Source organism: Vibrio zhugei (assembly GCF_003716875.1).
Classification (GTDB): domain Bacteria; phylum Pseudomonadota; class Gammaproteobacteria; order Enterobacterales; family Vibrionaceae; genus Vibrio; species Vibrio zhugei.
Map to the genome: position 1 here is coordinate 1,369,525 of NZ_CP033078.1, position 19,891 is coordinate 1,389,415.

Consider the following 19,891-nt stretch of genomic DNA (forward strand, 5'->3'; position numbering starts at 1 on the left):
GATTGGTCGATGAGACGATAGCATATTTCAATCAGGAGGCCACGCGAATCTTGTGTGTCATGCCACGCCATAAAAGAAAGAGGTGCCGATGGCACCTCAAATTTGGGTTAAGACGCTGATTGACTAGAACGATGCGTTGAGTATTTCCAGCGTAAGATGTCAATAAAGCAAAACAGAAGTAGGCTTACCCCCATGACGGGCAATGCGATTCCCAGTAGTACCGCGAGAATGATGACGCAAAGTCGCATTAGTGGAGTTAGGCTTAACCAAGCTTGTGTCAATGGAATCAGAGAGTCCCCGGAGGTTGGCCGACGTTTCCACCACATCCGGTAGCCCCAAATGATCACGGTACATAACGCTAAACCAAAGGCTACCAATATCAGCTGATTGGGTAAGCCGAATAATACCCCCATATGGGCATCAATACCCCAACGGATTAATTTTGCAATCAAGGGAAAATGTTCGAACTCAGCATGCGAGATCACTTGCATATTGTTAGGGTTGACGGCAACCGAGTCTACCTGAGTCGGCCAAGCACGGTGAATTTCTCGAACAAACCAAGCACGATCGCTGGTATAAGAGGGAACAATCTCTATTTTCCCCGCATGAATACCCGCCTGCCGAGCACTTTCAAGTACCTGATCAAACTCTTGGTTGGTGATGGATACCGAGTGTCCCGGACCATCATTTAACTGGCGTGACGGAGATGGGGTAACCCAACCGATATCTTGACGCCATTGAGCAATGTTGCCTCCTGCCCATTTTGACCAAGTGAGGCCGGTGGCTGAGAAGAAAATCAGGCCAGCCGAGATCCAAAGAGCCACTTTACTGTGTCTTGAACGGTAATGTGCCAATGACCCCGCTTTTACTTGGCGAGAAAGACTGCGGCGTTGGCGCCACCAAAGAAATAGGCCTCCTAGCGCCGCTATCCACATCCACGATGCGGCCAGCTCACTGTAATAGCGACCAACATCGCCGAGCAAGAGATCTTTATGCAAGAAGTCGAGCGTAATACGCAGTGGCAAAATACCACTTGTCCCATAGCTGGCGAGATCGCCTTTCACTTCGAGAGTGACAGGATCAACAAAGACGGTTTTGGCACGATAGCGAGTTAAAGTGGGATCGCGAAAAAGTACACGAGTCGTGTCGCCAGCTTGTGGTGCAGGTCGAACGGATTTGATAATCAGTGGTGAATCGAGGCTCGCTTGCGCGGCTTCGATTTGTTTACTTAATGGCTGGGGCTGGCCTTGAGCGTGAGCGGTGAGTTGATCGTGATACACCCAATGCTCTAGCTGTGGGGTCATGACATATAAGGTCCCCGTTAGTGCCGAGATAAAAATGAATGGGCCAACAAATAAGCCAATGTAAAAGTGTAAACGTTTAATGAATGCCGCCAGTGTCTTGGGCGGGGTGTGCTTTGAATGCGTCATAGTTGAGAGATTTCTCATTAGCTAATAGAAAACCAACGCCTTTACTTGCCGCTTGCGGCAGTAAGCGAATCAATAGTAGATATTTATATCAGACGAAGTGAGAAAGCGTATGGTGGTGCTCGTGGGCGATGTTGTGTCGAGTGCTTCGCTAATGATTGGCTCAAGAGTTTTGGCGTATCCATGTACACCAAACCACTCATCGATGGAATGATTGCTAGGGCAAAATCGGTCGCGCCATGCAAACTCGCAAGGAGATCACAATACTGACACCAGCCACTGTGATGAGATGGCGTTCCAGAGGACACGGTCATCATGGAAGTGGATTGGGCGGTTGAGTGCTCCATCAGTGGATGATGACCAATCATCACGATCGACATAGAAATCAAAGGAGCAACATAAATAAGCAAGATAGCAAATAAGGCTAACTTACTGACAAGATGTTGATATTTTGTAGATCTAAAACGTTGTAGCAACAAAGAACACAGTCCGACTCCCGAAAGTGCAGCGAATATATCATATTTTTAACAATTTTTACCCAATTGAAGAGAATTCGTCAGTTATTTTCGATGGTTAGCCTCGGTTTTGTGATTATGTTGACATATAACACAATGAAGCCTTTTAGAATCGAGCCGTTATGTATCCATCTGGATCGGCCTCAGCGGTTCAGTGAAGAGCTATTTGATTGAGATTATAGAAAAATAAGGAATGACATTAGCATGTTAAAGCCATTACTCATATTTAGTGTGCCGTTTTTCATGGTGGGTTGCAGTACGTCGTTATCCGAGTCGACCAACAGCACGCCATTGAAACGTCAAGACTGGATATTAGTGTGTAACAATGAGAATACTTGTAATGCAGCAGGATATACCAAGCCCGGAAGTGAACACCCCTCCGCCGTCAAGTTGACGCGTCGTGCGGGCGGAGAGGCGATGTTTGAAGGGAAAATGTACTTTCAGTCAACACAGTCTGGCAACGTCCCTCATCCGAATTATCGTCTTGAAGTTAACGGGCAAGCGCTAGGGCGGATTGCTCCCAGCGGCTATTTAACGCGTCCTCAAGTACAAGCCCTGATTGACGGCATGCAAAGTAACTCACCGAGCATTGTTGTATCGAAGGGAAAAGAATCTTGGCCGATATCAACTCAAGGTGCGCGTGATGTCTTTCGTCATATGGATGAAGTTCAAGAACGTACTGGTACGCCAAGTGCCGTGATTGATAAGGGGAGTATGTCGAACTCTTTGGTGCCGAACGCACCGTTTGTTCCGGTTGTGTATCCCGTCAACGTTGTCGATAGTCACACTCATCAGGTCGATAAAGGTCAAGCCGATTATCAGCACTTTGGTCCTGTGATGAATAAAATGATGCAAGAACAGTGTCCAATGGCGCTTGCTCAGCAAGACGATAAACCCAAGGCGTTACCGCATTTTCGTGTGGCTAAGTTGACTGACAAACGAACTCTACTGATGGCGACCTGCTTTTCCGGCGCCTATAATCGTAGTTCCCTTGCGTTGGTGGTAAAAAATGACAAGCCGTTCTTCGAACCACAAATTGTCAGCAACAAAGTCAATCAATACCGCCAAGGTGTGCTGACCTATACCAATAAAGGACGCGGGCTTGGAGATTGCATGACTCATGGTAAGTGGGTATTTGATGGTTTCAAATTTGCGAAAGTCTCTAAAAGTACGACCGGATTGTGCCGAGAAATTGGCGGTGGCATCGATGAAATGACCGAATATCACGCTGTGGTGGCGGGGCAGTAACATTGAACGGCCATGGATAAACGTATCGTTCACAGTGAATGAAATGGACAGGAGGTTAAATATGATATGGAAAAAATCGAGCCTGGTGACTGGTTTGGCACTAGGAAGTCTTGGTTTGACCGGCTGTGTTGATGTCGATTCTCAATCAGCGCCGTTAGACTCCGATGAGCTTATTCCTCATGCGGTGACTTATCGTTGTGGCTCATTACAAGATATCTATGTGCAATATACCGACTCTGATGTCATTACATTATCGACTCAGCATGAGACCAGTATATTAAAAGGGGCTGAGTCAGCCTCGGGGGCACGTTATGTTGGGGAACACGTTGAATTTTGGACAAAAGGTGAGACTGCATTATTGACAATGGATGGGACGTTGTATCACTGCGTAGCCCCGCGTTAGTGTGACTGATGTGTTTCCTGACGTAAAAATGGGCAGCCTCAGGGCTGCCCATTTATATGGGTGCCGTATTGGTTATTTGATGCCGTGTTGCCATTGTGACCAATGATGAGTGATATGATAAATCACAGCATTTGCAACACGATAGGCATTTTTTGTCGCGGGCAGAGCCCCCGATTTATCTTGCGTTAAGGTCTCTAACGCGCTCTTTTTTGGGGTTTCTTGGTCGAAATTCGCGCCAGTGCGTAAAATTAAGACTCGATTAAAGTCGAGTCGCCCAGCCTCCGCGGCACGTTTGAGAGCCGTTAAACTGGCATTATCTTCCATTTGTGTGGTGCAGATTTTCGCTTTGCCGTTGGTTAGCAGCGCAGCATGTTGATGCATGGCTTTTGCAATACGAGACCCAGCCCAGAACGTGTCACTGGACAAAGTATCACAAATGGAAACGCTCGGTTTTTTGGCGGCAATGGAGTAGTCAGGAAATGACGCGCGAGCTTTTTGCGCTTGCTCGGTATCGAATAATGTCACCGATTGACTGATTTTATAAGCTTTGTTTACGAGTGCGTCATTGAGATGATACACCTCTGTTCCTGCGTATATCTTGGGCTTTTTATTTGGCGCGTGAGTGCCTAACGCGAAGAGTGTTTGCTGCCATTTTTCGGGCGTCTGCTTAGCATCAATACGATGAAGCAAGCCACCATCAACGACATAGCGCGCCCAATGTGCGGAGCCTAGCGTGCCATACTTTGGATCAATGCCACCTGTCCCAGCAATCATAAAATAGGTGTTGGATAGATCGAGTCGAGCGCTAAATGACAGGGCCATCATTGTCGTCGCCGCGTTGGCATAGCCCATCCCCGTGGTGACGAGACACACCGCATCATCCGTGCAATACAGATCCGGATGTTGTGGATTCAGGCCGGATAAAGCAATGGATTGGGTAAACTTGATATGTTCTAGCCAAGGCTTAGTGTCGCCAGACGAACTGGTGACGATCATGACTTTGGGCGTAATAATTTGGTGTAAATCGATCGTATGTGCGTGAGACGAAGCGGCGCTAACGAGAAGGCTTAGTGCCCAGAGTAAAGAGCGGATCTTCATAACATCCTTTTTATCAAAAATATCAATTCCTATTCATATAGGAAAAGCGTGAGTGGTTCAGTCATCTTCGGTGATGACGATTGGAGACCGTCGCTGGCTTATTTTACACTGTCTGGCCTTAGACATTTCAGTGAATGTGTGGCATCTGGCGCGCAACCGCATCCTTGACGTCGGCGAACGGGTAGTGTTCGAGCTGCGCGAATCCACGCATTTTATTCGCTTTCAGTTTGGTTATCAAAGGATTGGTTAAGCCACACAGAAAGCGGCTGATCGCTCCCTGAGTGAGTGTGACCCCGAGCTCGTGACACGCGTTGGCAAAAGGTGCGATCCAAGTACCGAGATTCTCCTCTGGAAGCGGCGGTCGTTGAGCTTTGGGCAGCTGTGCAATGTTCCCAGCGCACACGGAGCAGTGCCCACATTGTTTGGGGGCATGGTGATCAGAAAAATAGCTGGCCAATGTATGGCTCAGACAGCGTTCACTGGCAAAAAAGTCCAGCATCACTTGAATGCGTGTGATTTCACTATGTTCTTTAGTGAGAAATAAATGGTGCAGTCGTTCAACCAATACATTCACCGGCAACTGTGTATCCAATACACGATAGACATCCGTCATTTGTTTACTTTCTAGTTCGATCCAGCCTTGCTCATGAAAATAATCCAGCGCCGTCACCACTCGACGGCGATCCGCCTGAAATTGCTGCCACAAGCGGTCAAAATCGAGAGAAAACCAAACTTTTGCTGGAGTCGCGCATTGAAAAATGGCGTCGACAAAGTGACGGCGTTCCCCTTCAAAACGAGCGACGATGTGGTCAATCGATTCAATCAACTTAAATCGATAGCTCGCAAAATAGCTATACTGAGCTTCAATAACGTGCTCAAGTTCTAAATAGACCAATAATGTTTTGAGTGGTAATAGACGAATGTGACTGTCACGCGATAGGCGATTCATCATCACTTCCCAATGACCGTCTTGGCTTTGATAAATATGTTCAATGACAATGGCAATCGACGATTTGTCTGGTGTATCACCATAGACAAAGTTTTCAAGAACATTGACGTGTTCGGTATTGGCTAAGGTTATGCAATGGGAACGTTGACCATCCCGGCCTGCACGACCGATTTCTTGGGAATAGTTTTCGATGGATTTGGGTAAGTCGTAGTGAATCACCCGACGAATATCGGCTTTATCGATCCCCATGCCAAAGGCAATAGTAGCGACGATACAAGGGGTTTTTCCTTGCATAAATGCGGCTTGAATGGCATCGCGCTGCTCATGAGGCAGCCCAGCGTGATAGGCCGCTGCATTGATGCCGATTTGCTGCAACTGACGTGCCACATTTTCCGCTGTTTTCTGAAGGGTAACGTACACGATAGTGGAGGCGTTTGGCTCCCTTTGGATAAGGTCGCTCAAATGTTGAGGTTTATCCGCATCCGAGCAGGGTTGCACAGTTAAGTCCAAATTATCACGATAAAATCCGGTGATGGTAATCGCTTCGCGTGGGATCGCGAATTTCTGACTCATGTCTTCGACGACTTGCTGGGTTGCGGTGGCTGTCAGCAACAAGACTTGAGGTATGTTCAGCTCTTCACGATATTGAGGCAGTTTTAAGTAATCGGGACGAAAATTATGTCCCCACTCTGAAATACAATGCGCCTCATCCACCACTAACAGAGAAATGGGGACCTGCGCGATGAATTGACGAAAACGTTCGTTTTTTAGGCGTTCAACGGAGATCATTAAAATGCGCAGCGTTCCAGATCGAGCTTGTTGCATGATTTGTTGGGTACTGGCACGGTCTTGAGTTGAGTCAATACTCGCTGCGGCGATGCCTTTACTGCGCAGAAATTCTAATTGATCATTCATTAGCGCCAACAACGGGGATATCACCAGCGTAAGATGAGGAAGGTGCAATGCGGGCAATTGATAGCATAGCGACTTTCCCGAGCCGGTCGGAAAAATAGCCGCCGCAGATTGACCCGCGATGACACGTGAAATAACGTCGGATTGACCGCGACGTAACTGGTCAAAACCAAAGTAATCACGAAGGGTGTCTTCTATTGCGTTGGCCATATCATCTCCTTGGCATAGGGCTGGGGTAACGAAACACCGCGTAGCATATAGGGTTGCCGCATGCCAATCAATGGTGGTGACGCCATACGAGCTTTTGAGGTATGTCATGCCTTGGCGTTATTGCTTGCTAAGGCATGACACAGGAGCGGAGCGCTAGGCGGAAGGCTCGGTGTTGCCCAGTAGGGTTTCTGGGGCGCGAATCAGATCGTTGCCACCAAGACTTTGGTAGACCGTGGCTAAATTGACTAATTGATTATAGCGATTCTCTAACAGCGCGGCTTTGGCGTTCCGCGCATTTTCTTGGGCATCGAGTAAATCATTAATACCGATCGCTCCATTTTCGTATTGGCTAAGATAGATACTTTCAGCTTCCGCGGCATTATCAAATTGCTGCTGCAGTTTATCCTGTTGAATTCGCAAATTAATCCGTGAGGATAGGGCATTATTGACGTCTTCAAATGCGGCATACAAGGTTTGGCGATAATTGACGATGGCCGTTTGATAGTTTACATCTGAGAGATCTCGCTGGATCTGCATTTGATTCCAATTTAAAAAGGGCAGTGTCAGGCTCGCGCCTAATGTGCCAATCGGATTGGATAATAAATGACTCAGTTGATCGGACGAACTGCCTAAGGCGCCCGTTAAGTTGAGCTGAGGAAAGAAGGCTGCATCCGTCGCGTCTTTCGCGGCTAAAGCGGATTTTAATTGAAATAACGCCGCTTTGACATCTGGCCGGCGTTTCAAAAGCTGCGCGGGAATTCCCGCATTGATTTTAGGCAGCTCCCCTGTTGGCAATGGGGTGAGTGGCAATGTCATTGCTTTGGGCGCTTGATTAAACAAGACCGCCAGCGCGTTGCGAGACTCAATGAATTGTTGTACCAAGCTGCTGTGTGTGGCTTCTAATCCAGCCAAATTACGTTTGGCTTCTAACACATTGAGTCGTGACACTGCACCATGAGAATATTGACTGTTTACTAATTTTAGAATGGCTTGCGCCGCTTTCTTATTTTCTTGACTCAACGCGAGTCTTTGATGGAGGTAATTCACTTGCCAATACAGTTGAGCGGTGGTGGCCACCAAGCTTTGTGCTGTTGCTTCTAAGTCTTGCTGGCTAGCTATGGCGGCCCAAGCGCTGGCATCTTTTTGTCTCGCTAATTTACGCCACAAGTCGACTTCATAATTGAGGTTAAGAGAGGTGGAGAAATTGGGCGTACTATTACCGTTATCGAGGGACTTTGTGCGTTGTGCCGACGTTGTAGATGAAAGATCTGGATAGAGAGCACGTTCATCAAGCCCCGCGTTTAAGCGCGCCTTTTTCAACGTTAACGCGGCTAAAATGAGGTTGTTGTTGGTCTTTAGCGCGCGTGCAATCAAGTGATCGAGCGTCGGGTCGTTTAATTGCGTCCACCATTGGCTCGTAATGGCTTGCTGCGCATTGGTGGCATTACTCGGTTGCCAGTGTTGCGGTACGTCCGTTTGTGGCATCGTGAACTCTGAACGGTTAGCACAGCCGATAAGCAGTGAAACGCACACCGCGATCGTGGTTATTTGTGTTACAGATTTTATCATTACAAAGCTACTCTCTTGATAACGCATCAATGGGATTCAGTTTTGCTGCATTACGTGCTGGCAAGAAGCCGAAGACGATCCCTATAAGGGTAGAGCAGACAAACGCATAGATAATAGAGGCGGTCGAGTACACCATCTGAATGTTGCCTTTCACCATTGCATCAAACACCGCACCAATCCCAAACGCTAAACCGATACCGATGGCGCCTCCACATAAACAAACGAGAACGGCTTCGATAAGAAATTGTCGTAAAATATCGGCTTGTCTAGCGCCGACCGCCATACGCACGCCGATTTCTTTGGTGCGTTCAGTGACCGATACCAGCATGATATTCATGACGCCGATGCCGCCGACAATCAGCGAAATAATCGCAATCGCAGAGATCAAAATCGCCATGGTTTGAGTGGATTTCTCGACATTTTTACGTACGGTATCGAAGTTGAAGGTAAAAAAGTCCTTGACGCCATGGCGCATTTTCATCAGTGAGTTGATGGCTTGCTCTCCCGATTTCATCGGTGTGCCATCTTTGATGCGGATGATGATCGTGCTCAAATAGTAGCTGCCCAAAAAGCGCGTGTTGACTGTGGTGTAGGGCACCCAAATTTCCAATTGCTCACTATTACCAAATGGACTGCTGGTGGGCTCGGTCACCCCGATAATACGAACGGGAATATTATTGATGATCAGCACTTTTCCGACCGCGTTGGTGTCTGGGAAGATTTCTTTCTTTGTGTTGTCGTTAATCACCGCTTCTAACGCAATGGCTCGCGTACTTTGTGCATCGAGTAATTGCCCGCTCGCTAAGCTAAATCCTTTCACACGGAAAAAGTCTTCATTGACACCAGTAAGACGGGCGGTTTTATTTTTATCTAAATAGCGCACAACGGCAGAAGTGGAGATTTGCGGAGTGGCACTATCGACATAGGGAGCGGCTTGCAAAGCCTCAACATCACTGTAATTAAGCGTACGGATACGCCCTGATTTTCGATCTCCAAAGCCACTGCCAGGATACACACTGATGGTATTGGTGCCCATCGATTTAAAGTTGGCTAAAATCGCTTGTTGGGACCCACGTCCGAGTGCAACGACCGACACCACAGACGCAATACCAATGATGATTCCCAGCATCGTCAGAAATGTGCGTAACTTATGATTGGACATGGCAATGAGCGCCATTTTAAACGACTCAAGTAAGGCGTCGATGAATCGGCCCCCAAGATTAAAGGTACGCGTTGGTGATGGCGGATCAATCTCGTGAGAGGAAGCGGATAAATGTTCAGAATCGGTGGTGGTTGCAGAGGCCTGCTTCGCTCTTTTTGTGACGGTGTCACTTAATATTTCGCCATCTTTAATTTCAATAATGCGATCGGCGAACTCGGCCACCGCCATATCATGGGTCACGAGCACAATGGTATGACCTTGTTGATGCAATTCACGCAATAACTGCATCATTTCCTGACCGCTTTTACTATCAAGCGCTCCGGTCGGTTCATCGGCCAGAATAACGTCACCACCATTCATCAGCGCTCGTGCCACAGACACACGTTGTTGTTGTCCGCCGCTAAGTTGGTTGGGCTTGTGATCAAGCCGGTCGTGTAAGCCTAAGCGAGTGAGCAATTCGGTGGCACGCGCTTCTCGGGTTTTACGATCGACGCCCGCATAGACGGCAGGCATTTCGACATTTCCTAAAGCGTTAAGATCCCCAAGCAAGTGATAGCGTTGAAAAATAAAACCAAAATACTCGCGTCTTAATCGCGCGAGTTCATCGGAGTCCATGTGCGATGTATCTTGACCATTAACGAGATACTGACCCTGATTGGGTTGATCAAGACAACCTAATGTATTCATCAGCGTCGATTTACCTGAACCAGACGAGCCGACAATCGCGACCATTTCACCTCGGTGAATCGTTAAGTTAATGTCTTTCAGTACCGTTAATGATTCGTCGCCAGCACTGAAAGTGCGAGATACATGGCGAACTTCAAGTAAAGGTGATGACATTAAAAAGGTCCTCGTCCGATGTGGTCAGCGAAGTTGCTACCACTTGGCATACCAACGATCACTTCCTCTCCTTGTTTAAGACCAGATTGTATCTCGGTATTCACTTTGTTATTCACGCCCACTGTGACATCACGATAAACCAATTTGCCGTTGTCTAATACAGGGACTTGATAATGGTTTTTACCCGTGTCGTCAGTGGTTGAGCTTACCGCTTGCGAGGGCACCATCAAGACATCATTGGCGTGTTGCAGCACGATGGACACTTGCGCTGTCATACCAATACGCAGGATATGATCTGGATTGGCAATATCGAAGAGACCATAATAGTAGATGGCATCATTGTCACCGGCGGATAGATTACTGTCATCCCCCGTCATAATGGTTGGACCTGGCTCAATGGCCCGTAACGTTGCGACGTATTGATGTTCTGGATCGCCCATAATGGTAAAATGCACCGGCATTCCGGGTTTGACATGGATAATATCCGCTTCAGAAATTTCTACTTTGACGGTCATTTTATCGAGATTGGCAAGCTCAATGATCGTTGGCGTGGTTTGATTGGCATTGACCGTTTGTCCCTCTGAGACCGCTTTATAAACCACGGTACCGTCCATAGGAGCAGAAATCGTGGTATAGCCTAAATCCACTTTAGCGGTATCCACAGAAATTTTGGCTTGTTGGATTTTGGCATCTAGCTGCTGTGCTTCTGCTTGATACACAGCAAGATTGGCTTCTGCACTTTCATAATCGGCTTTTGAGCTTGCCTTATCTTTTAGCATGGCTTGTTGACGCTGATATTCAGCTTGTGCTTGACGAATTTGCGCTTGTTTAGCACGTAATTGCGCTTGCAAGCTATTGAGAGAGGCTTCGGCTTCTTTGAGCGTATTTTGCTGTGTCATGCTATCGATTTGCGCGACTAATTGACCCTGTTTGATGTTATCGCCTAAATTCACCGCTAGACGATTAATTTGCCCTGAGGCTTGCGCCCCGACTTCAACCATGTTTGACGCATGTAACATACCAGTGGCAATCACCGTTTTTTCAATATTACCCTTGGTGACAGGTTGAGTCGTGTACTGAGGTTTTTCTGGCTCGGGCTTCAAAACGCTATAAAGACTAGCTGCAATAACAATGACAAGAAGAGGAATAAAAACGATTTTACGTTTTAAAAAAGTTGGCATAGGTCGTAGGGGCTCAGAGTTAATAACACGTATGAGGTATTTATAAAACGAATTGGCTATAGAAGCAAAGATAAAACCACTTAAATATCCCATGATTCGAGTGTTATCTACAAAAAAGACCGACAATGGGTGGTGTCGGTCTTTTTATCGTTCTATGCCTATTTTCTGTTTCTAACAGAAGACTTTAACGGCTAAACCCCCTTGTGAGGTTTCACGATATTTCGCGTTCATGTCTTTGCCTGTTTCAAACATGGTTTCAATCACTTTGTCTAAGGAGACGCGCGGGGCTGACGAGCGGCGCATCGCCATACGTGTTGAGTTAATGGCTTTTACCGCGGCAATGCCATTTCTTTCAATACAAGGCACTTGCACTTGCCCTGCAACAGGGTCACACGTTAGGCCAAGGTTGTGTTCCATCCCAATTTCTGCGGCAATGCAGACTTGCTCCGGGCTACCGCCTAATAATTCCGCCAACCCAGCGGCGGCCATTGAGCATGCGACGCCCACTTCCCCTTGGCAACCGACTTCAGCACCAGAGATAGAGGCATTTTGCTTATATAACCCGCCGATGGCACCTGACGTCGCAAAGTAGCGTAAATAGTCTTTTTCCGTCACGGTTTGGATAAACTTGTCGTAATAGGCAAGAACCGCTGGGATAATTCCGCACGCACCATTGGTGGGGGCGGTGACCACGCGTCCACCGGCGGCATTTTCCTCATTGACAGCAAAGGCGTACATGTTGACCCAATCTACGACCGCCATCGGATCGTTCGTCAATTTTTCTGAGGTTAATAGCTGTTGGTGAAGCGCGGAGGCGCGGCGAGGCACACGCAATGGCCCTGGCAGTAAACCTTCGGAATCAATGCCTCTGTCCATGCAGTCCTTCATCACGCGCCACACTTTGGCAAAGTATTCTTTGATCTCGTCTTGAGAATGAATGGCCTGTTCGTTTTTCATGACGAGCGCACTGATCGATAGGCCATGTTCATGGCATAAACTCACTAAGGAATCAGCACTAGAAAAAGGATAAGGTAGGGTGACATCGGTTTCCAATGATTGGCCAAAATGTTCTTCGTCGACAATAAAGCCACCACCGATACTGTAGTAGGTTTTACTCAATAGACGTTGACCATCTTGCCAAGCGTGAATTTGCATCCCATTTTCATGTAATGACAGATTACTTTGATGGAAATTCATGCCACCTTCACGGGGAAAAATAACCTGATGTTGATAGTTTTCAATCGGTAACCGTTCAGATTGCTCTACTTGAGCAATGAAAGAAGGGATGCTATCAATATCTACCGTTTCTGGTGACTGCCCAGACAGCCCCATAATGATCGCAATATCCGTATGATGACCTTTCCCTGTCAGTGATAGTGATCCATAGACATCCACCGTGATGGTATCGACGTGGTGAAGTGTTCCTGCTTGTTGCAGATCATCAATAAATTGTTTACCGGCTTTCATTGGCCCCACAGTGTGAGAGCTTGATGGACCGACGCCAATTTTAAAGATATCAAAGACACTAATCATGCATTTACCTCGAAAACGACTTCTCATGGCATGAAAGAGAAACCGATTATGATCGTTTGGGGGAAGAATTTACCCAATAACAAGTTGATAACGTTTGAGCGGCGTAGACTACCTAACTCAATGGGGAAACACCACCAATAAGTCAGAAAATTGAGAATAAAAAAGCTGTCTGTGAATCACGCAAGATAACGTGATGGTTGCCCATCAAAATTAGGGCCGATTTAGCGGTGCTCAGGTAGCGCTAATTGTTGTTGTAATGCATGAATAATTTGCGCGGTGACTCCCCATATTAAATGGTGGTTGTACGTCATACCAAAGACTTGATGGGCTTGATTGCGAATGGTAAATGTATAAGACCCAAGAGAGCTTGGATGGAAGATGTGTTGAGCTGGGACTTCGAACACTTCAGCCACCTCATTGGGATCGATGCGTGGCGTATAATCACAGGGAATAAACGCGACGATGGGGGTCACACAAAACTGGCTGACGGTCACCAAGGGCGGCAATTGACCAATGACGTCAATATCCTCAATCGGCACGCCGATTTCTTCGCGCGCTTCACGTTGTGCGGTATCACTGAGAGAGGCGTCGTCATGTTCATAGCGCCCCCCTGGAAAACTGACTTCTCCTGGGTGGTGCCGCAAATGGTCGGCTCGCCGTGTAAAAATGACGTGCAACCCATTCGGGCGTTCCACTAAGCCGATTAATACTCCTGCATGGCGCAATGAGTTTGCTTTTCCTGCTAGAGTCTTGGCTGGTTGTTGAGTCGCGGTTGGATATTGTGCCGCAGGGCTTAGCACGAAGTGATTTAAAAAATCGAGTTTCGAGAAGGACGACACGGCAGACTCCTATAGCGTTCGGGGCGTAAAATAGTAAAGAGCTTATCCCAATAATGGGAGAATACGTGAGAGCTTATCCAGCGTTTCTTGATATTCATCATCAACTTGGCTATCTGCAACTAAACCACCACCGGCCCAAACATACAACAAGTTTTGACAGGCAATCAGAGTGCGAATGGTAATACTGGTATCCATTCGGCCATGACGGCTTATGTAACCGATCGAGCCACAGTAAAGACTGCGTCGGTGCGGTTCGAGCTCTTCAATGATCTGCATGGCGCGAATTTTGGGGGCTCCGGTGATAGAGCCGCCGGGAAAACAGGCGCGCAGCAGTTGTGCCATGGTATAGCGCTCATCAAGCTGAGCGGTAATCGTCGAGACTAAATGGTGCACGGCTGGGAACGATTCGACCGCAAACAAATGGGGAACTCGCACGGAGCCAGGCATCGCCACTTTCCCCACATCGTTTCTTAACAGATCAACGATCATTAAGTTTTCCGCTTGATCTTTCGCCGAGTGAGCCAGTTCATTGGCGAGTTTCTTATCTTGGTTGGCATCCTCACTGCGTGGTCGAGTGCCTTTAATCGGCTTGGTATCAATGTGGCGGTCATTGACTCGCAAAAACCGCTCCGGAGAAAGACTGATGATGGCCCCTTGTGGCAAGCGCAGAAAAGCAGAGAAGGGCGCGCGGTTCGCCTGTTCGAGCTGAGTGTAAATATGCCATTCACTCCCTTGATAGGGCGCACAAAAGCGTTGCGTTAAATTGACTTGATAGCAATCTCCACTGCGTAAATACGCTTGCACCGCATTGAATTTCTTAGCGTATTGCGCTTGAGTCATATTCGACTGCCACGGACCGACAGTGAGCGATGCAGCTGGTGGACGCGGCTGATTTTTTAACCAAGTCCATGCGTCGAGCACATTCTGACCGACCACGAAAGCGCTTTGTGTTTGGTGATCGACAATCACTGCCCATTCATACAGCCCTACCGCCATGTCGGGCATTGCAATATCGTGCTCTGCTGTGGCTGGGAGCGTTTCAATCCGCCGACCTAAATCATAGGCCCAATAGCCTAGTGCTCCGCCGACAAAGGGAACATCTAAATCACACGTTAAATCGGGCAAATACTGCTCTTGATACTGCGCGGTCAAGACAAATGGGTCGTCATGACTCACCATGTGTTGTTGCGCTGTCTCGATGGTGGTTTGACCTGCAAATGTGGTTAATGTGACGAGTGGCTTAGCCACTAGCACATCAAATCGGCTATCTTGATGATTCTCGGCAGAAGAACGTAGCAACATCGCCCATGGAAGATGTTGTATGGGTTCGAATAATTGCTCGGCAAGTTTAGGAGCATAAGCGAGTTTCTCGATATCGATGAGCGTATTTTTTTTGTGATTCATGGACTTTATTTGATTTAGATTCTGTAAAACAATGGATTACATAGCGTATCGTGATATCCAAGAGTATCATAAAAATAGAACAATTGAGGGTGGTTAATCTCATTACTGAGTATTGGCGTGGGCTTGTAAACCACCATTCAGTCAACCACCCTTACTGGACGTATACGATAATAACGAGGCAAGCAATGACGGTAATAAGCAAGCAAGATGTCATCAGCAGTGTGGCTGATGCGCTTCAATACATTTCCTACTACCATCCCGTGGATTTTGTGAAAGCACTCGAAAGTGCACATGAACGTGAGGAAAACCCGGCGGCAAAAGATGCGATCGCTCAAATTTTGATTAACTCTCGCATGTCGGCAGAAGGGCATCGTCCTATCTGTCAGGATACCGGGATCGTAACATGCTTTGTTGATATTGGTATGGACGTCCAATGGGATGAAACCGATATGACGGTACAAGAAATGGTGGATGAAGGCGTACGTCAAGCATACTGCAATCCCTATAATCCATTGCGTAAGTCGATTCTCAAAGATCCTGCTGGCGCGCGCATCAACACACAAGATAACGCACCAGCCGTTGTTCATATCAATATGGTGAAAGGCGACAAAGTCGACGTGCGTATCGCGGCCAAAGGTGGCGGCAGTGAAAACAAGAGCAAAATGGTCATGTTAAACCCATCAGACGACATTGCTGCTTGGGTCGAAAAAACCTTGCCGACCATGGGCGCAGGCTGGTGTCCACCGGGAATGCTCGGTATTGGTATTGGTGGTACGGCAGAAAAAGCGGCTGTGCTGGCAAAAGAGTCTTTGATGGAACACATTGATATTCAAGATTTAATCGCACGTGGTCCGCAAAATGCGGAAGAAGAGCTGCGTGTGGATATTTTTAATCGCGTCAATAAGTTAGGCATTGGCGCGCAAGGATTGGGCGGATTGACCACTGTGGTGGATGTTAAAATTAAATCAGCCCCCACGCATGCGGCTTCAAAACCGGTATGTATGATCCCCAACTGCGCAGCGACACGGCATATCCATTTCACATTAGATGGCTCTGGTCCTGCGCAATTGACGCCACCAAAATTGGAAGATTGGCCACAAATCACTCGTGAAGTGAACAGTAATACGCGCCGGGTGAATCTCGATACCATCACCAAAGAAGACGTACAAACATGGCGTACCGGAGAAACGGTGTTACTATCCGGTAAAATTCTCACCGGACGTGATGCCGCGCATAAACGTATTCAAGCGCTGTTGGACAAAGGCGAGTCTTTACCTGAGGGCGTCGATCTCAAAGGTAAATTCATTTACTACGTCGGTCCGGTTGATGCGGTGGGTGATGAAGTCGTTGGGCCAGCAGGACCGACAACCGCAACCCGTATGGATAAGTTTACCGATATGATGCTGGAAGACATTGGTGTGATGGGCATGATTGGTAAGTCTGAACGGGGTGATGACACGGTCGCATCGTTGAAAAAACACAAAGCGGTGTATTTAATGGCCGTGGGTGGCGCGGCATATTTAGTCGCCAAAGCCATTAAAAAAGCGCGAGTGGTGGCATTTGAAGACTTGGGGATGGAAGCGATTTATGAGTTTGAAGTCGAAGATATGCCAGTCACGGTGGCAGTGGACTCCTCTGGCGCCAACGTCCATCGTTTAGGCCCTGATACATGGCGAGTTAAAATTCAAGAAGCCGAGCACAATCAGTAATCGGTTTTTGTTATCGTGTGCGATAAAAACGACATAAGCGCGGCTCAAGCCGCGCTTTTTGTTTGTATAGTCTTGATTTTACGCTTATCTTGATATTAGATTTGATTCACTTTTCACTAAAAGGGACGCTGTGTATGTCACGTTTCATTCGGTTTTTACAATGGGCGGTATTGATCATTTTTGGCGGTATTCTCACCTATGACTTTTTGTTTTCTGGCTTGAATATTTTCCAAAATAAATACGTGGTTATCAGCACAGTGTTAGCGTTAATGCTGGAATTAGCCTTGTGGGTCATTTATAAGCTCACAGAAGATGATTAAGCCACTCAGATGACGGGAGAGGCGGTGGTTTGTTATGTCAATGCGTTGTCAACTTTGCATCTAACTGGTTGTTTAATCGTACTACCGTCCCCATTTCTTCCCATTCTATAGTGCAAGATTGGCCACTTTCTTTTCGGCCCTAGGAGTCCAAATAATGTCACTGCGTAAAGACATGGCCCAGTTGGTTCACAGAACGACCGATTCGCATATCCGCCTTGCGGTCACGGGATTATCGCGGGCAGGCAAGACGGCCTTTATCACGTCATTGGTCAACCAGTTGTTACATAGCTCGTCTCATGACAACTTACCGTTATTTTCAGCCGCTCGCGATCATCGTTTGATTGGTGCGCGCCGTGTGCCGCAAACGAACTTAATGGTGCCACGTTTTTCGTATGATGAAGCCGAGGCGTCTTTATATGGTGTACCGCCTGCATGGCCGGAACCGACAAGAGACGTCAGTGAAATCCGTTTAGCCATTCGTTATCGGCCGCAAAAAAGAACCAAACGTTTACTGAGCTCACAAGCGACGTTGTACCTGGATATTATTGATTATCCTGGTGAATGGTTGCTAGATTTGCCCTTATTAGAACTCGATTTTTTTGCGTGGAGTCAGCAGCAAATGCAAGCATTGCATGGCCAGCGCAAAGCCTTCGCGGCAGAATGGCTCTCGGCACTCGAGGCTTTGGATCTGCACGCACCCGCCGATGAACAGGTGATGGCAAATATTGCCAAGTTATACACGGATTATTTACATCGCTGTAAAGCGGAAGGACTTCACTGGGTTCAGCCGGGACGCTTTGTGTTACCGGGAGAATTGGCTGGTGCTCCGGTTTTGCAATTCTTTCCCGTAGTGAGCTCGTTGGCATCCGAAGAGGTGCCGTCAGGCAGTTATTTAACTTTGTTGCAAGCGCGCTATCAAGAGTACCAATCGAAAGTAGTGAAGCGTTTTTATAAGCAATATTTTTCAACGTTTGATAGACAATTGGTTTTGGTTGATTGCTTATCACCGCTCAATGCTGGGTTTGATTCCTTTATGGATATGCGCAGCGCGCTGGAACAGTTGATGCACAGTTTTCGTTACGGTCGCTCGGGGTTATTGAGCCGTTTATTTGCGCCTAAAATTGATAAGGTCGTGTTTGCGGCCACCAAGGCGGATCATATTACGCCAGATCAACACACGAACTTGGTGAGTTTACTTCAGCAAATGGTGCATCCGGCATGGCAGCATGCGGCTTTTGAAAACATCGATATGAGCTGCATTAGCATGGCGTCAGTAAGAGCGACACAGTCTGGTTATATTGCGGTGAAAGACACTCAACATCCCGCAATTCAAGGCACATTGCTTACTGGCGAAGAGCAAACTCTTTACCCTGGCGACGTCCCAGAAAAACTGCCTGATCCAGAGTACTTTGAGCAGCATCGGTTTGATTTTAGTGAGTTTCGGCCACTCAGATCAGAGCGAGATGCGCCACTTGCCCACATTCGTTTAGATAAAGCCCTCGATGTATTATTGGGAGACAAATTACGATGAGTCACTATAAACAAAAAAGGCACTTTGAGGGTGAGTTATACCCAGAGCAAGAACTCGAACTTGGCGAAAAGCAGGCCTTTCACCAAGCAGAAATGTTTGTCCCTTCAGAGCAAGAGCAGGATGAGCACGCGATTGAGGCGAGTCTCGATGAGGTGGTGCGCCCACGCAATGGCCGGCTTTGGAAAATCAGTACGGCGATCGCGGTTTTTGGTGGTTTAGTGGTGTGGCAAACCGTCGATTCGGTGTTAACTGCTATTCGTAGCTCTGACTGGTTAAGTGTTGGGTGGAGTGCATTCATTGCGGGTTTGGCCGCTGTCGGTGTCGGCGCATTATGTAAAGAATTATGGCACCTACGTAAGCTCAAGCGTCATTTTTCAATTCAAGAGCAAGCGGAGCGCTTAATCTTAGACAATCAAGTCGGACAAGGCGAAGCGTTCTGCCACAAGCTGGCTGAACTTGGCGATATCCACGCCACCAATTTGGGTTATCAACGCTGGAAAAACAGCATTAATAACAGTCATAGCGATGCGGAAATCTTGGAGTTGTATGACGCGCTCGTGCTTGAACAACAAGATAAGCAGGCTTTAGATATCGTGACGCGCTATTCAACAGAAGCGGCGGTGCTGGTGGCCGTGAGCCCACTCGCGATGGCCGATATGATATTAGTTGGTTGGCGCAGCTTCAAAATGGTCGAAAAGCTCGCTGATTTGTACGGGATTGAATTGGGTTACTGGTCACGGTTGAAGTTGTTTAAAGCGGTGCTCGTGAATATGGCAACCGCAGGCGCGAGTGAGATGGTGGTGGATGCGAGTTTCGATTTACTCTCGATGGACTTGGCCGCGAAAGTCTCCACTCGTGCAGGGCAAGGTATTGGCGTCGGTATTTTAACGGCGCGGCTTGGTATTAAAGCGATGGCGCTACTGCGGCCTTTGCCTTGGGTTGAACAACGCCGAGTGAAATTATCGCAGGTTCGTAAACATATCTTGGCGAAAGTAGCAGCGGTAGCGGTAAAATAGGCCGGATAGCCAGCGTATTCAATGC

At 47.6% G+C, this 19,891-nt stretch carries 16 protein-coding genes; 6 read left to right on the forward strand and 10 right to left on the reverse strand.

From position 1 onward, the window contains the following. Positions 1-107 precede the first annotated feature (107 nt). Positions 108-1,430: a PepSY-associated TM helix domain-containing protein gene (locus tag EAE30_RS11610; RefSeq protein ID WP_123016067.1), complete on the reverse strand. Its 1,323-nt coding sequence runs from the start codon at positions 1,428-1,430 to the stop codon at positions 108-110. A gap of 83 nt (positions 1,431-1,513) precedes the next feature. Beyond that, on the reverse strand, positions 1,514-1,906 hold the full coding sequence (locus EAE30_RS11615) for a DUF2946 domain-containing protein (protein WP_164711841.1): 393 nt from the start codon (positions 1,904-1,906) through the stop codon (positions 1,514-1,516). A gap of 240 nt (positions 1,907-2,146) precedes the next feature. On the opposite strand from EAE30_RS11615, the gene EAE30_RS11620 reads away from it, so the two are divergent. Together EAE30_RS11620 and EAE30_RS11625 are read left to right on the forward strand one after the other, a co-directional pair. Beyond that, entirely contained in the window at positions 2,147-3,190 is a 1,044-nt protein-coding gene (locus EAE30_RS11620; protein WP_123016069.1) for a DUF1176 domain-containing protein, read from the forward strand. Positions 3,191-3,251: 61 nt separating this feature from the next. Next, positions 3,252-3,593 (forward strand): MliC family protein, encoded by a 342-nt coding sequence (locus EAE30_RS11625; protein WP_164711842.1) that lies wholly within the window; start codon positions 3,252-3,254, stop codon positions 3,591-3,593. Between the two features lie 72 nt (positions 3,594-3,665). Here EAE30_RS11625 and EAE30_RS11630 read toward each other — a convergent pair whose 3' ends face one another. From EAE30_RS11630 to pabB, 8 genes are all read right to left on the reverse strand, one after another. Then, complete coding sequence (locus EAE30_RS11630) at positions 3,666-4,691, reverse strand: purine-nucleoside phosphorylase (protein WP_123016071.1); 1,026 nt, start codon at positions 4,689-4,691, stop codon at positions 3,666-3,668. 127 nt (positions 4,692-4,818) lie between these two features. Beyond that, complete coding sequence (locus tag EAE30_RS11635) at positions 4,819-6,762, reverse strand: RecQ family ATP-dependent DNA helicase (protein WP_123016072.1); 1,944 nt, start codon at positions 6,760-6,762, stop codon at positions 4,819-4,821. A 153-nt stretch (positions 6,763-6,915) separates the two neighbouring features. Then, positions 6,916-8,331, reverse strand: coding sequence for an efflux transporter outer membrane subunit (locus EAE30_RS11640; RefSeq protein WP_123017345.1), 1,416 nt, complete (start codon positions 8,329-8,331; stop codon positions 6,916-6,918). Between the two features lie 7 nt (positions 8,332-8,338). Then, positions 8,339-10,333 (reverse strand): MacB family efflux pump subunit, encoded by a 1,995-nt coding sequence (locus tag EAE30_RS11645; protein ID WP_123016073.1) that lies wholly within the window; start codon positions 10,331-10,333, stop codon positions 8,339-8,341. Then, positions 10,333-11,514, reverse strand: a complete 1,182-nt coding sequence (gene macA, locus EAE30_RS11650; RefSeq protein ID WP_123016074.1) for a macrolide transporter subunit MacA — start codon at positions 11,512-11,514, stop codon at positions 10,333-10,335. Before macA ends, EAE30_RS11645 begins: the two co-directional genes overlap by 1 nt. A gap of 171 nt (positions 11,515-11,685) precedes the next feature. Then, on the reverse strand, positions 11,686-13,047 hold the full coding sequence (locus EAE30_RS11655) for an L-serine ammonia-lyase (protein WP_123016075.1): 1,362 nt from the start codon (positions 13,045-13,047) through the stop codon (positions 11,686-11,688). A 221-nt stretch (positions 13,048-13,268) separates the two neighbouring features. Further along, complete coding sequence (locus EAE30_RS11660; RefSeq protein WP_241967764.1) at positions 13,269-13,886, reverse strand: CoA pyrophosphatase; 618 nt, start codon at positions 13,884-13,886, stop codon at positions 13,269-13,271. A 42-nt stretch (positions 13,887-13,928) separates the two neighbouring features. Beyond that, the gene (gene pabB / locus EAE30_RS11665) at positions 13,929-15,290 is read right to left on the reverse strand and encodes an aminodeoxychorismate synthase component I (protein ID WP_123016076.1); all 1,362 of its coding nucleotides are present in this window, start codon (positions 15,288-15,290) and stop codon (positions 13,929-13,931) included. A 185-nt stretch (positions 15,291-15,475) separates the two neighbouring features. Here pabB and EAE30_RS11670 point away from each other — a divergent pair, with 185 nt between their 5' ends. The 4 genes from EAE30_RS11670 to EAE30_RS11685 all read left to right on the forward strand — a co-directional run bounded on the left by EAE30_RS11670 (position 15,476) and on the right by EAE30_RS11685 (position 19,866). Further along, entirely contained in the window at positions 15,476-16,999 is a 1,524-nt protein-coding gene (locus EAE30_RS11670) for a fumarate hydratase (protein ID WP_123016077.1), read from the forward strand. A 134-nt stretch (positions 17,000-17,133) separates the two neighbouring features. Beyond that, a complete protein-coding gene (locus EAE30_RS11675) occupies positions 17,134-17,319 on the forward strand; it encodes a hypothetical protein (RefSeq protein ID WP_123016078.1) in 186 nt (61 codons plus the stop codon). Between the two features lie 154 nt (positions 17,320-17,473). Continuing rightward, entirely contained in the window at positions 17,474-18,850 is a 1,377-nt protein-coding gene (locus tag EAE30_RS11680; RefSeq protein ID WP_390258303.1) for a YcjX family GTP-binding protein, read from the forward strand. Continuing rightward, complete coding sequence (locus EAE30_RS11685) at positions 18,847-19,866, forward strand: YcjF family protein (RefSeq protein WP_123016079.1); 1,020 nt, start codon at positions 18,847-18,849, stop codon at positions 19,864-19,866. Before EAE30_RS11680 ends, EAE30_RS11685 begins: the two co-directional genes overlap by 4 nt. The last annotated feature ends 25 nt before the right edge of the window (positions 19,867-19,891 follow it).

Bases quoted from the DNA above. Each gene is read 5' to 3' on its own strand.
- macA (WP_123016074.1), bottom strand. From the start codon at position 11,514: ATGCCAACTTTTTTAAAACGTAAAATCGTTTTTATTCCTCTTCTTGTC.
- EAE30_RS11670 (WP_123016077.1), top strand. From the start codon at position 15,476: ATGACGGTAATAAGCAAGCAAGATGTCATCAGCAGTGTGGCTGATGCG.
- EAE30_RS11625 (WP_164711842.1), top strand. From the start codon at position 3,252: ATGATATGGAAAAAATCGAGCCTGGTGACTGGTTTGGCACTAGGAAGT.
- EAE30_RS11675 (WP_123016078.1), top strand. From the start codon at position 17,134: ATGTCACGTTTCATTCGGTTTTTACAATGGGCGGTATTGATCATTTTT.
- EAE30_RS11655 (WP_123016075.1), bottom strand. From the start codon at position 13,047: ATGATTAGTGTCTTTGATATCTTTAAAATTGGCGTCGGTCCATCAAGC.
- EAE30_RS11640 (WP_123017345.1), bottom strand. From the start codon at position 8,331: ATGATAAAATCTGTAACACAAATAACCACGATCGCGGTGTGCGTTTCA.
- EAE30_RS11630 (WP_123016071.1), bottom strand. From the start codon at position 4,691: ATGAAGATCCGCTCTTTACTCTGGGCACTAAGCCTTCTCGTTAGCGCC.
- EAE30_RS11610 (WP_123016067.1), bottom strand. From the start codon at position 1,430: ATGACGCATTCAAAGCACACCCCGCCCAAGACACTGGCGGCATTCATT.
- EAE30_RS11620 (WP_123016069.1), top strand. From the start codon at position 2,147: ATGTTAAAGCCATTACTCATATTTAGTGTGCCGTTTTTCATGGTGGGT.
- EAE30_RS11645 (WP_123016073.1), bottom strand. From the start codon at position 10,333: ATGTCATCACCTTTACTTGAAGTTCGCCATGTATCTCGCACTTTCAGT.
- EAE30_RS11680 (WP_390258303.1), top strand. From the start codon at position 17,474: ATGTCACTGCGTAAAGACATGGCCCAGTTGGTTCACAGAACGACCGAT.
- EAE30_RS11635 (WP_123016072.1), bottom strand. From the start codon at position 6,762: ATGGCCAACGCAATAGAAGACACCCTTCGTGATTACTTTGGTTTTGAC.
- pabB (WP_123016076.1), bottom strand. From the start codon at position 15,290: ATGAATCACAAAAAAAATACGCTCATCGATATCGAGAAACTCGCTTAT.
- EAE30_RS11685 (WP_123016079.1), top strand. From the start codon at position 18,847: ATGAGTCACTATAAACAAAAAAGGCACTTTGAGGGTGAGTTATACCCA.